Annotated in this window: 12 protein-coding genes; 7 read left to right on the forward strand and 5 right to left on the reverse strand. The window is 62.3% G+C overall.

Features of this window, described 5'->3' with window-relative positions:
* Positions 1 to 55: 55 nt before the first annotated feature.
* Positions 56 to 937 carry a bifunctional DNA-formamidopyrimidine glycosylase/DNA-(apurinic or apyrimidinic site) lyase gene (gene mutM, locus AFIDRAFT_RS08395; RefSeq protein WP_009338779.1) on the forward strand — a complete coding sequence of 294 codons (882 nt, stop codon included), beginning with the start codon at positions 56 to 58 and terminating at the stop codon, positions 935 to 937.
* 12 nt (positions 938 to 949) lie between these two features.
* Positions 950 to 1,750, forward strand: coding sequence for a HesA/MoeB/ThiF family protein (locus AFIDRAFT_RS08400; RefSeq protein ID WP_009338780.1), 801 nt, complete (start codon positions 950 to 952; stop codon positions 1,748 to 1,750).
* 6 nt (positions 1,751 to 1,756) lie between these two features.
* Here AFIDRAFT_RS08400 and AFIDRAFT_RS08405 read toward each other — a convergent pair whose 3' ends face one another.
* Positions 1,757 to 2,755 carry a 2-hydroxyacid dehydrogenase gene (locus AFIDRAFT_RS08405; RefSeq protein WP_009338781.1) on the reverse strand — a complete coding sequence of 333 codons (999 nt, stop codon included), beginning with the start codon at positions 2,753 to 2,755 and terminating at the stop codon, positions 1,757 to 1,759.
* A 297-nt stretch (positions 2,756 to 3,052) separates the two neighbouring features.
* Here AFIDRAFT_RS08405 and AFIDRAFT_RS08410 point away from each other — a divergent pair, with 297 nt between their 5' ends.
* Positions 3,053 to 3,544, forward strand: coding sequence for an SH3 domain-containing protein (locus tag AFIDRAFT_RS08410; RefSeq protein ID WP_433994122.1), 492 nt, complete (start codon positions 3,053 to 3,055; stop codon positions 3,542 to 3,544).
* 98 nt (positions 3,545 to 3,642) lie between these two features.
* On the opposite strand, the gene irrA is transcribed toward AFIDRAFT_RS08410, so the two are convergent.
* On the reverse strand, positions 3,643 to 4,137 hold the full coding sequence (gene irrA / locus AFIDRAFT_RS08415; RefSeq protein ID WP_009338783.1) for an iron response transcriptional regulator IrrA: 495 nt from the start codon (positions 4,135 to 4,137) through the stop codon (positions 3,643 to 3,645).
* A gap of 212 nt (positions 4,138 to 4,349) precedes the next feature.
* Here irrA and fabA point away from each other — a divergent pair, with 212 nt between their 5' ends.
* From fabA to fabI, 3 genes are all read left to right on the forward strand, one after another.
* On the forward strand, positions 4,350 to 4,880 hold the full coding sequence (gene fabA, locus AFIDRAFT_RS08420; protein WP_009338784.1) for a 3-hydroxyacyl-[acyl-carrier-protein] dehydratase FabA: 531 nt from the start codon (positions 4,350 to 4,352) through the stop codon (positions 4,878 to 4,880).
* Positions 4,881 to 4,969: 89 nt separating this feature from the next.
* The gene (fabB, locus tag AFIDRAFT_RS08425) at positions 4,970 to 6,193 is read left to right on the forward strand and encodes a beta-ketoacyl-ACP synthase I (protein WP_009338785.1); all 1,224 of its coding nucleotides are present in this window, start codon (positions 4,970 to 4,972) and stop codon (positions 6,191 to 6,193) included.
* 48 nt (positions 6,194 to 6,241) lie between these two features.
* Positions 6,242 to 7,051, forward strand: coding sequence for an enoyl-ACP reductase FabI (gene fabI / locus AFIDRAFT_RS08430; RefSeq protein WP_009338786.1), 810 nt, complete (start codon positions 6,242 to 6,244; stop codon positions 7,049 to 7,051).
* 3 nt (positions 7,052 to 7,054) lie between these two features.
* Here fabI and AFIDRAFT_RS08435 read toward each other — a convergent pair whose 3' ends face one another.
* Both AFIDRAFT_RS08435 and katG read right to left on the reverse strand, forming a co-directional pair.
* Positions 7,055 to 7,645: a glutathione S-transferase family protein gene (locus tag AFIDRAFT_RS08435; RefSeq protein WP_009338787.1), complete on the reverse strand. Its 591-nt coding sequence runs from the start codon at positions 7,643 to 7,645 to the stop codon at positions 7,055 to 7,057.
* Between the two features lie 130 nt (positions 7,646 to 7,775).
* Positions 7,776 to 9,965 (reverse strand): catalase/peroxidase HPI, encoded by a 2,190-nt coding sequence (gene katG, locus AFIDRAFT_RS08440; protein WP_009338788.1) that lies wholly within the window; start codon positions 9,963 to 9,965, stop codon positions 7,776 to 7,778.
* Positions 9,966 to 10,151: 186 nt separating this feature from the next.
* On the opposite strand from katG, the gene AFIDRAFT_RS08445 reads away from it, so the two are divergent.
* A complete protein-coding gene (locus AFIDRAFT_RS08445) occupies positions 10,152 to 11,075 on the forward strand; it encodes a LysR substrate-binding domain-containing protein (protein WP_009338789.1) in 924 nt (307 codons plus the stop codon).
* Between the two features lie 33 nt (positions 11,076 to 11,108).
* Here the strand turns inward: AFIDRAFT_RS08445 and AFIDRAFT_RS08450 are convergent, their stop codons facing one another.
* Positions 11,109 to 11,849 (reverse strand): superoxide dismutase, encoded by a 741-nt coding sequence (locus AFIDRAFT_RS08450; RefSeq protein WP_009338790.1) that lies wholly within the window; start codon positions 11,847 to 11,849, stop codon positions 11,109 to 11,111.
* Between the last annotated feature and the right edge of the window lie 127 nt (positions 11,850 to 11,976).

Consider the following 11,976-nt stretch of genomic DNA (forward strand, 5'->3'; position numbering starts at 1 on the left):
ATAGCGTGGCGGGCGCAATGGCGCTATCACCTTGGGCGCTCAAGGTGAATCCGAAATGCCCGAATTACCCGAGGTTGAAACGGTCCGCCGCGGTCTGATCCCGGCCATGGAGGGCGTGCGAATCGCTCGCGTCACGGCCCATCGCGGTGACCTGCGCTTTCCGCTGCAAAAGGATTTTGCGGCCCGCCTGGCCGGCCACGTCATTACCGGGCTTGGCCGCCGCGCCAAATATCTTTTGGCTGACCTCGATTCCGGCGATGTGCTGTTGATGCATCTGGGCATGTCGGGCTCGTTTCGCGTCATGCAGGGTGACAACGGCAAGATACCGGCCGTGTTTCATCATCCGCGCAGCGAGAACCGCACCCACGACCACGTCGTGTTCGAGATGGGCAACGGCGCGGTGATCTCGTTCAACGATCCGCGCCGCTTTGGCTACATGAAGATCGTGCCGCGCGCGGATCTTGAGGGCGAACCATTCCTCAGGGCGCTCGGCCCGGAGCCGCTCGGCAATGCGTTCGACGCGGCCATGCTGGCGCAGGCTTGCGCGGGCAAGAAGACATCTTTGAAGGCCGCGCTGCTCGACCAGCGCGTTGTCGCGGGGCTTGGCAATATCTATGTCTGCGAGGCGCTGTTTCGCGCGCATCTGTCGCCAAAGCGTCAGGCGTCCACGCTCGCAACGAAAAGCGGCGCGCCGACCGATCATGCCGTGCGGCTTGTTGCTGCGATTCGCGCGGTGCTGAACGCAGCCATTGAAGCAGGCGGCTCGTCGCTGCGTGATCACCGCCAGACTTCGGGCGAACTCGGTTATTTCCAGCACTCGTTTCAAGTCTACGATCGCGAGGGCGAGCCATGCCGCACGCGAGGTTGCCGTGGCACCGTGAAACGCTTTACTCAGAACGGCCGCTCGACCTTCTGGTGTCCGAGCTGTCAGAAGTAGGTTCCCGATATCATGCTGACCTCCGAAGAACTTGAACGCTATGCCCGCCACATCGTCCTGCGCGAAGTCGGCGGGCAGGGGCAGGCCGCGCTCAAGGCCGCGAAGGTTCTGGTGATCGGCGCGGGCGGGCTTGGCGCACCGGCCCTGATGTATCTGGCCGCCGCCGGTATCGGCACGCTCGGCGTCGTCGACGACGACACCGTGACGCTGTCGAATTTGCAGCGTCAGATCATTCACGCCACGTCCGATGTCGGCCGCCTGAAAACGCAGAGCGCTGCTGATAGCGTTCGCGCGCTCAATCCGCATGTCGCGTTCGTTACGCATGAGACGCGGCTTGATGCTTCCAATGCGATGGAGATCATCGGCGGCTATGACATCGTCGTCGATGGCTCCGACAATTTTACCACGCGCTATCTCGTCTCGGATGCCTGCTACCTTGCTGGAAAGACGCTGATTGCAGGCGCGCTCGGGATTTTCGACGCCTCGCTGACGACGATCCGCGCGCATGAGAAGAATGCGGATGGTGAGTTCAATCCGACCTATCGCTGCCTGTTTCCGGAAGCGCCGCCGCCGGGCACGATCCCGACCTGCGAGGAAGCGGGACTTGTCGGTGCGTTCGCGGGCGTGCTGGGTTCGATGATGGCGCTGGAAGCAATTCGCGAGATCGTCGGCTTCGGCGAAGGGTTGGTCGGCCGCCTATTGATGATCGATGCGCGCGCGATGCGCTTTGAGACGCTGCGCTATGCGCGCGATCCCGCCAACCCGCTCAACGGCGATCATCCGACGATCAGGGATTTGTCGGCGCACCGCTGAGGTGGATCATAGCATGTTCGGCAGCACGCGATCCGGCGGCTTGTGGCCGTCGAGGAAGGTGCGGATGTTGATGATGACCTTCTCGCCCATGTCGACGCGGCCCTCGATCGTGGCCGAGCCCATATGCGGCAGCAGCACGACCTTGTTGGCCTTGGCAAGGCGCGCCAGCTTGGGGTGCACGGCGGGTTCGTGTTCGAACACGTCAAGCGCGGCACCGGCGATCTCGCCGTCCTCGATCAGCTTCACCAGCGTCGCCTCGTCGATGATCTCGCCGCGCGCGGTGTTGATGATGTAGGCGTCCTTGCGGATGAGCTTGAGGCGCCGGGCCGAAAGCAGGTGGTAGGTCGCGGGCGTGTGCGGACAGTTCACCGAGATGAAGTCCATCCGCGCCAGCATCTGGTCGAGGCTTTCCCAGTAGGTCGCGCCGAGTTCTTCCTCGATCGCCGGGCTGACGGGACGGCGGTTGTGGTAGTGGATCTGCATGCCAAAAGCGTGTGCGCGCCGCGCCAGCGCCTGACCGATGCGGCCCATGCCGATGATGCCGAGCCGCTTGCCGCCGATCCGATGGCCGAGCATCCAGGTCGGCGACCAGCCGGCCCAGTCGCCACTCGTGAGGATGGCCGCGCCTTCGATCAGTCGCCGCGGCACGGCGAGGATCAGCGCCATGGTCATGTCGGCGGTGTCTTCGGTGAGCACCTTCGGCGTGTTGGTGACTGTGATGCCGCGCGCGACGGCGGCGGCGACATCGAGATTGTCCACGCCGTTGCCGAAATGAGCGATCAGGCGCAGCTTGCCGTTGGCATGGCTGAGAATGTCGGCGTCGATCTCATCACTGACGGTCGGCACCAGCACGTCCGCGTTTTGGACCGCGTCGATCAACTGGGCCTTCGTCATCGGGACATCGTCGATGTTGAGCCGGGTGTCGAACAGTTCGCGCATGCGCGTTTCGGTGCTGTCCGGCAATTTGCGCGTGACGACGATCAGCGGCTTTTTCTTACCCGACATTGCTCATCCTTAAGACCGGATTGTCCGGCGTTCAGTCCGCATTAACCGGCGTGTTCGAATGTACGAATTGGACTCCGGCTGCAAGGTTTCCCGTTCCTGTGCCCAAGGTGTCCCGCGTTGAAGGCTTCGGTCCTCTCTATCAGAAGGCCGGATCAAGACAAGAACCAGGATGGCCCGGCGAAGGCAGTTGCGGCGGGATATGGCCCGCGTCTCGTCCGAACGTCTAAGGCCATGGTGCTGCGGTTAAATTACGGAATGCGGATGATGGAATTACGGTCTTCGATCTGGGCAATGCTGATGGCGCTCGCAACCTGGGGAATGACGGGCGGAACCGGGCATGCGGCCAAGGATGTGCAGACCACGAGCGGGTTGCCGGTGCCGCGTTACGTCAGCCTGAAGTCCGATCACGTCAATGTCCGGGTTGGCCCGACCAAGGATCAGGACGTGAGCTGGATCTACACCCGTGCGGGGCTGCCGGTGGAAGTGACGGCGGAATTCGAGAACTGGCGGCGCGTCCGCGATTCCGAAGGCTCGGAAGGCTGGGTGTATCACTCGCTATTGTCCGGCCGCCGTACTGCGGTCGTCACCATGAAGACAAAGGGCGAGCTTGCTGCGCTGCGGGATGATCCGAGCGAGGACAGCGCGGTGTCGGCGCGCCTGCAGGCCGGTGTGATCGCGCAGGTGAAGCGCTGCACCGGGAAGTGGTGCCGTATCACCGGCGAAGGATTTGACGGCTGGATCGAGCAGCAGCGGCTGTGGGGTGTCTACGCCGACGAGAAGGTGAACTGACTGACCGCCAGTAAATAAATAATCAGGCGCAAAAAAAGCCGGCCGGATCATCCGGCCGGCGTTTTTTTGAAAATTGTCGATGCGGCGCAGCGCGCCGTTCAGCGCTTCTTGCGCAACCGCACGACCATATCGACGCGGCTGATTTCGTAGCCTTCCGGCACATCCGGCATCTGCTGCAGCATCAGGTTCTGGTCGGGAATGTCGACCAGCTCGTGATTGCCTTCGAGATAGAAGTGGTGGTGCGCGGTGACGTTGGTGTCGAAATAAGTCTTGGTGCCGTCGACGCTGACCTGACGCAACAGGCCGGCTTCGGTAAGCTGATTCAGCGTGTTGTAGACGGTTGCGAGCGATACCGGGACCTTGGCAAGCGTCGCTTCCTCGTACAGCATTTCCGCGGTCAGGTGGCGGTCACCCTTGCCGAACAAAAGCCAGCCGAGCGCCATGCGCTGGCGGGTGGGGCGCAGTCCGACGGATTGCAACATTTCGTTGACGTCATGCCACGGGCAGCCGGTGAGCACCGGCGCATGGCCATGAACGTATCCATGGACGTGACCGGCATCGGTATGCCCCTCGGTGCTGTCGATCTCGCTCACTTTTCGGACCTCTGAAATACGCAACGCTTGGAAACTAAGTTTCCAAAGATATGCCATATCGTAGCGAAGGATGCAACTACATGCAAGTTTTTCGCAACTGGATCAAAGACTTTGATCGAGGGTTCCGGAAAACCAATCGCTGCTTTGCCTGGCTGAAATGGCTATGTTAGGACCGGTTCGCAACCGGCATCGGGCCGATTGGGGGAGATTCGATGCGCGAGCGGCAAAACAGCTATAATTACGAGGACTTGCTGGCTTGTGGCCGCGGCGAATTGTTCGGCCCCGGCAATGCCCAATTGCCCTTGCCGCCGATGCTGATGTTCGACCGAATTACCGAGATCTCGGACACCGGGGGCGAATTCGGCAAGGGGGTCATCCGGGCGGAGCTCGACGTTAAGCCCGACCTGTGGTTTTTCGGCTGCCACTTCAAAGGCGACCCCGTGATGCCGGGCTGCCTCGGCCTCGATGCGCTGTGGCAGATGGTCGGTTTTTTCCTTGGCTGGACTGGCGGTGCCGGACGCGGGCGCGCACTTGGCCTTGGCGATCTGAAGTTTTCCGGTCAGGTGCTGCCAAACGTCACCAAGGTTCAGTACCACATCGATATGAAGCGTGTGATGCGCTCCAAGCTCGTGCTCGGCGTGGCCGATGGCTGGCTTTCGACCGATGGCGAGATTATCTATCGCGCAAGCGATCTGAAGGTCGGGCTTTTTCAACAGGACGCGCCGGCACAGGCCGGAAAGTAATTCAGTGCGGGAGGTGCCTGGATTAAACTTCCAGGGCCGGTGAACGGCCGGACACAAGGCCACAACACGGAATCGAGTGAGGCAAAATCATGCGACGAGTTGTCGTCACGGGGATGGGGATCGTCTCGTCCATCGGAAACAACACTCAGGAAGTTCTGGCGAGTCTGCATGAGGCGAAGCCGGGCATCACGCGCGCGGAGGAATATGCCAAGCTTGGATTCCGTTCGCAGGTGCAGGGCGCGCCGACTCTGAATCCGGCCGAGGTGGTGGACCGCCGCGCAATGCGTTTTCTCGCGGAAGGGGCGGCGTGGAATCATGTCGCGATGGAACAGGCGATCCGCGATTCCGGCCTTGAGGAATCCGATGTGTCCAACGTGCGCACCGGCATCATCATGGGATCGGGCGGGCCTTCCGCGCGCACCATCGTCGAAGCCGCCGACACCACGCGTACCAAGGGACCGAAGCGCGTCGGCCCGTTTGCGGTGCCCAAGGCGATGTCCTCGACCGCGTCCGCAACGCTGGCGACCTGGTTCAAGATCAAGGGCGTGAACTATTCGATCTCCTCGGCCTGCGCGACCTCGAACCATTGCATCGGCAATGCCTACGAGATGATTCAGTACGGCAAGCAGGACGTGATGTTCGCGGGCGGCTGCGAAGAACTCCACTGGTCGCTCTCGGTGCTGTTCGATGCGATGGGCGCGATGTCCTCGAAATACAATGACACGCCGTCCACCGCTTCGCGGGCCTACGATGTGAATCGCGATGGTTTCGTCATCGCCGGCGGCGCCGGCGTCGTGGTGCTGGAAGAACTGGAGCACGCCAAGGCGCGCGGCGCGAGGATTTACGGCGAGATCGTCGGCTACGGCGCGACGTCTGATGGTTACGACATGGTCGCGCCCTCAGGCGAAGGCGCGGAGCGCTGCATGCGCATGGCGCTGTCCACCGTGAAGGGGCAGATCGATTACATCAATCCGCACGCGACCTCGACGCCCGCGGGTGATCCGCCGGAAATCAATGCCATCCGCAAGGTGTTCGGCGTGGGCGACAAGTGCCCGCCGATCTCCGCCACCAAATCGCTGACCGGACATTCCCTGGGTGCGACGGGCGTGCAGGAAGCGATCTATTCGCTCTTGATGATGAACAACGGTTTCATCTGCGAGAGTGCCAACATTCAGGAACTCGATCCGGTGTTCGCCGACATGCCGATCGTGCGCAAGCGCATCGACAATGCTAAGGTCGGCACCGTGCTGTCGAACTCGTTCGGCTTCGGCGGCACCAACGCCACGCTGGTGTTCAAGCGACTGGATGCCTGATCTTCAACCCGTCCGCCCGGACGGGTTTTCATTTGCTAGGACGAACCGATGTCGGGATTGATGCATGGCAAGCGCGGGCTCATCATGGGCGTCGCCAACGATCACTCCATTGCCTGGGGAATTGCTAAAACCCTTGCCGCGCATGGCGCGGAGCTAGCCTTCACCTATCAGGGCGAGGCGCTTGGCAAGCGGGTGAAACCGCTCGCGGAATCGCTCGGCGCCAAGCTCGTTCTGCCTTGCGATGTCGAGGATATCGCCAGCGTTGACGCCACGTTCGATGCGATCAAGAACGCATGGAGCAAGATGGACTTTGTCGTCCATGCCATCGGCTTCTCGGACAAGAACGAGTTGAAGGGCCGTTACGTCGACACCACGCGCGCGAATTTTTCGCGCACCATGGTGATCTCCTGCTTCTCCTTCACCGAAGTCGCGGCACGTGCGGCGAAGCTGATGCCCGATGGCGGCGCGATGGTGACGCTGACATTCGGCGGCTCGACCCGCGTGATGCCGAATTACAATGTAATGGGCGTCGCCAAGGCGGCGTTGGAGGCCTCGACTCGTTATCTCGCCGCCGATTTCGGCCGCGATGGCATTCGCGTCAACGCGATTTCGGCGGGGCCGGTCCGCACGCTGGCGGGCGCCGGCATTGGCGATTCGCGCGCGATGTTTGCGTTCCAGCAAAGGCATTCGCCGCTCGGCCGCGGCGTCACGCTCGACGAATTGGGCGGCACGGCGTTGTATCTGTTGTCGGATCTGTCGGGTGGTGTCACCGGCGAGACGCATTTCGTCGACGCCGGTTACAACATCATCTCGATGCCGCACCCCGATGCGCTGAAGGATAACGGCAACGCCGACTAGGCCTCAGGCCGTCAGCTTCGCAGCGGTCTGGAATGCGAGCCGCGCGGCGCACGCATCGAGATAGCGGTCGAAATTCGGCCGTGTCGGAACCATCTTGAACATGCGGATGGCGTAATTGATGCCCGCGCCGATGGCGACATCGGCAGCGGAGAAATCGTCGCCCAGCAACCACGGTCCCTTCTCCAAAGCCTGATCCAGAACGTCGAAGGTTTGCGTCGTGCTGCCCCATGCAGCGCTGACAGCGGGGATTTCGAGCTTGAGGTAGGCCTGCAGGATGGCAGGCTCGATGCAACTCGGCGCAAAGAACATCCATTGCAGATATTTGGCGCGGCGCGGATCGCCGATGGGTGGCGCAAGCTTCGCCTGCGGATAACGGTCCGCGACATAGGTGCAGATCGCGGCTGATTCCGCCATCACGGCATCGCCATCGGCCAGCGCAGGCACCTTGCCCATCGGGTTGATCGCAAGATAGTCCGGCGTCTTGTTCGCGCCGGTGGAGATGTCGGTCAGTACGCGTTCGTAGGGCTCGCCGGTTTCCTCCATCAGCCAGAGCGTGGTGAAGGAGCGTGAGCGCGGCGACCAATAGAGCTTCATGCGAACCTCCCGAAGCAAAATTTGGCGACTGCTTTGAGGCAATCGTCCCAAAAGGGCAAGAGCGAGGGTGAAAATAAAAAACCTCCGCGAAAATCGCGGAGGTTTGTTTTTGATCGGTCTGCTGCCGAGTTTATTCGGCGGCCTGCAGCGTCTGCGGCCGGTCCGCGAGATCGAAGCGGTCGGCGTTCATCACCTTGGCCCATGCCTTGACGAAGTCTTTCACGAACTTCTCCTTGGCATCCGCGCTTCCATAGACTTCCGCCAGAGCGCGAAGCTGCGAGTGTGCGCCGAAGACGAGATCGATGCGCGTCGCGGTCCACTTCACGGCCTTGGTCTTGCGGTCGCGGCCTTCATAGGTGTCACCGGCCGGTTGCCATTCCGTGCCCATGTCGAGCAGGTTGACGAAGAAGTCGTTGGTCAGCGTGCCGGGCTTTTGCGTGAAGACGCCATGCTTGGAATCGCCAAAATTGGCGCCGAGCACGCGGAGTCCGCCGATGAGCGCCGTCATCTCCGGAGCCGTCAGCGTCAGCAGTTGAGCCCGGTCCACCAGAGCTTCCTCGGGACGCATGAACTGATGCGTCTTGCCGATGTAGTTGCGGAAGCCATCGGCACGCGGCTCAAGCGGCCCGAAGGAGGCTACATCCGTCTGCTCCTGCGTGGCGTCCATCCGGCCCGGCGCGAACGGCACGGTGACGGATACGCCGGCATCCTTTGCCGCCTTCTCCACACCGGCATTGCCAGCCAGCACGATCAGGTCGGCGAGCGAGATCTTGTTGCCGCTCTCCTTTTGAATCGCTTCAAGCTTGGCGAGTACCGTTGCAAGCTGCTTCGGCTGGTTGACCTCCCAGTCCTTCTGCGGCGCAAGGCGAATGCGCGCGCCGTTGGCGCCGCCGCGCTTGTCGGAGGTGCGGAACGTCGAAGCCGACGCCCATGCCGTCGAGACAAGCTGCGGCACGGTGAGGCCGGAGGCGAGAATCTTAGCCTTCAGGTCGGCGATGTCCTTGCTGCCGAGCGCCGCGCGATCGTTGGCCGGAATCGGGTCCTGCCAGATCAGGATTTCCTTCGGCACCAGCTTTCCACGATAGCGGACGCGCGGGCCCATGTCGCGGTGGGTGAGCTTGAACCAGGCGCGGGCGAACGCGTCCGCGAACTGATCCGGATTCTCAAGGAAGCGGCGCGAAATCTTCTCGTAGATCGGGTCGAAGCGCAGCGACAGGTCGGTGGTGAGCATGGTCGGCACATGCTTCTTCGACGGGTCGTGAGCGTCCGGCGTAATGGCGGGAGCGTTCTTCGCCTGCCACTGGTGCGCACCAGCCGGGCTCTTGGTTAGCTCCCACTCAAACTTGAACAGGGTCTCGAAGAAGTTGTTGTCCCACTTCGTCGGCGTCTGGGTCCAGGTGACTTCGAGACCGCTACCGATTGCGTCACTACCCTTGCCAGTGCCAAACCTGCTTTTCCAGCCAAGGCCCTGATCCTCGATTGCGGCGGCTTCCGGCGCGGGACCCACCAGTGACGCATCGCCCGCGCCATGGGTCTTGCCGAAAGTGTGGCCGCCGGCGATCAGCGCGACGGTTTCTTCGTCGTTCATCGCCATGCGGAAGAAGGTTTCGCGAATGTCCTTGGCTGCCGCCAGTGGGTCCGGCTTGCCGTTCGGGCCTTCCGGGTTGACGTAGATCAGACCCATCTGCACAGCGGCGAGCGGCTCGGAGAGTTGGCGCTCGCCGCTGTAGCGTTCATCGCCAAGCCACGTTCCTTCGGGACCCCAATAGAGTTCTTCCGGCTCCCACACATCAGCGCGGCCGCCTGCAAATCCAAACGTCTTGAAGCCCATCGATTCCAGCGCGACGTTGCCTGTGAGGACGATGAGATCGGCCCACGAAATCTTGCGGCCGTATTTCTGCTTGATCGGCCAGAGCAACCGGCGCGCCCGGTCGAGCAGCACGTTGTCCGGCCACGAGTTCAGCGGTGCGAAACGCTGCTGCCCGGCACCCGCGCCGCCGCGGCCGTCAGTGATGCGATAGGTGCCCGCCGAATGCCACGCCATGCGGACCATCAGGCCGCCGTAGTGGCCGAAGTCGGCCGGCCACCAGTCCTGGCTGTCGGTCATCAGAGCATGCAGGTCCTTGATGACGGCATCGAGATCGAGGCTCTCGAATTCCTTGATGTAGTCAAAGCCCTCGCCCATCGGATCGGCGGCGGGCGTATGGCCGTGCAGAATGCTCAGATCGAGATGCTCCGGCCACCAGTCACGGTTGCTGCGGCCCTTGCTGTGCATCACGGGGCATTTGCCCGCGGCTTTGTCGTCGGTTTTGGCGTCCATGGATTCTCTCCGATTGCTTTGTGATTTTGATTGTCCGCCGCGCTGCCCGGCTGCGATCCGTGCCGCAGCCTCCGCGCTTTGACCCAAGGGTCAGTCTGGCGAGTGGATGTGACCGGAGTTTGGATTTATTCCAACATCAGGTCTAGTCGAATTGCCTTTGGCCTCCGATAAGATAATCTGATCGACATGATCACCCTGAAACAACTGCGATATTTGGCTGCCTTGGCGCAGCACGAGCATTTTGGCCGTGCGGCGGAGGCGTGTGCGGTGACGCAGCCCGCGCTCTCGATGCAGATCCGCGATCTAGAGGGCGAACTGGGGCTGGCGCTGGTGGAGCGCCGCCCGGGGGCGGTGACGCTGACCGATGCCGGACGGGACATCGCGAGACGGGGCGAGGACGTGCTGGCGAAGGCGCGCGACCTCGTGGATTTCGCGCACCATCGCGCACAACCGCTGGCCGGTCGGCTCACGCTCGGCATGATTCCGTCGCTCGCGCCTTATGCGCTGCCGAAATTCCTGCCACTCCTCCAGGCGCGGTTCCCCGACCTGCAACTCGAATTGCGTGAGACGCAGACGCGGCAAATGCTGAATGAGGTAAAAAGCGGGGCGCTCGATGCCGCCATGCTGGCGTTGCCGGTGCAGGAGAACGACATCGACAGCATTGCCCTGTTCGACGATGCCTTCCTGCTGGCGGTGCCGGCGAACGATCCGCGCGACGAGACAAAGCGCGTCGTGGCAGGCGATATCGAGCAGGAGCGCTTGATCCTGCTCGAAGACGGCCATTGCCTGCGCGATCAGGCGCTGGCGTTTTGTGCCACCGCTTCCGGCGGCCGCAATGCGGGCGGCATGACATTCGGCGCGAGCAGCCTTGCGACGGTGATGCAGATGGTCGCGAGCGGCTATGGCATCACGCTCATTCCGCAAATCGCCGCCGATGTCGAATTGCGGGACGAGCGCGTGAAGATTTTGCGGTTCAAGGAGCCGCAGCCGGGGCGCAGCATCGGCCTGGTGTTTCGCCGCACCTCGCCGCGCAAGCAGGACTTTCAGGTTCTCAGCGATCTGGTGAAGGAATGCTTCGCGCCTCGCCGCGACAAAAGAAAAGGCGGCTGAACTCAGCCGCCTTTTGGAATGTGACGTAACGCTTCAGAGCGTCAGCGTCCCGGCCTTCGCGGCGGCATAGCGTTCGCCGATCCTCTGCCAGTTCACCACGTTCCACCACGCCTTGAGATAGTCGGCGCGGCGGTTCTGGTAGTTCAGATAATAGGCGTGCTCCCACACGTCGTTGCCGAGTAGTACGCGCTTGCCGTACATCAGCGGCGTGTCCTGATTGGGCAGCGCCTCGATGCTGAGCTTGCCCTCTTTGTTGACGGTGACGAACACCCAGCCGGAGCCGAACTGGCCGGCGCCTGCGGTGTTGAACGCCGTCTTCATCTTGTCGAGATCGCCGAAGTCGCGGTTGATCGCCGCAAGAACCTCGCCCTCCGGTGCGCCGCCATTCGCCCCCATGATTTCCCAGAACATCGTGTGGTTGGCGTGGCCGCCGAGATTGTTGCGGACGCCGACGCGGATGCCGTCCGGCACGTTGACGAGGTTGGCGAGGATGGTCTCGATCGGCGTCTGGCCGAGCTGCGGCGCGGTCTTGGCGAAATTGTTCATGTTGGCGACATAAGCGCCGTGATGCTTGTCATGGTGGATTTCCATGGTCTTCGCATCGATATGCGGCTCAAGCACGTTGGTCGCGTAAGACAGCGGCGGCAGTTTGAAGGGGCCCTCGGCTGCGGCCGGTGCGGTGGGAGCCTGTGCGAGCGTGATGCGGGGCAATGCGGCTGTGGCGATAAGGCCGGCAGCCCCGGTGAACAGATGGCGGCGGGAAAGGCTGATCATACGAACGTCTCCCTGATGGGTCGTGCGCGAGTCGTCGCGCGATTGCTGAGGCTACGCCAGCGCTGCTGCGGGCGTCGCGCTATCCCAACAAAAAAGAGGCGGCAAAATGCCGCCTCTTCGCAAACTT

The sequence above is a fragment of the Afipia sp. 1NLS2 genome, assembly GCF_000178995.1.
In the GTDB taxonomy this organism is placed as follows: domain Bacteria; phylum Pseudomonadota; class Alphaproteobacteria; order Rhizobiales; family Xanthobacteraceae; genus Afipia.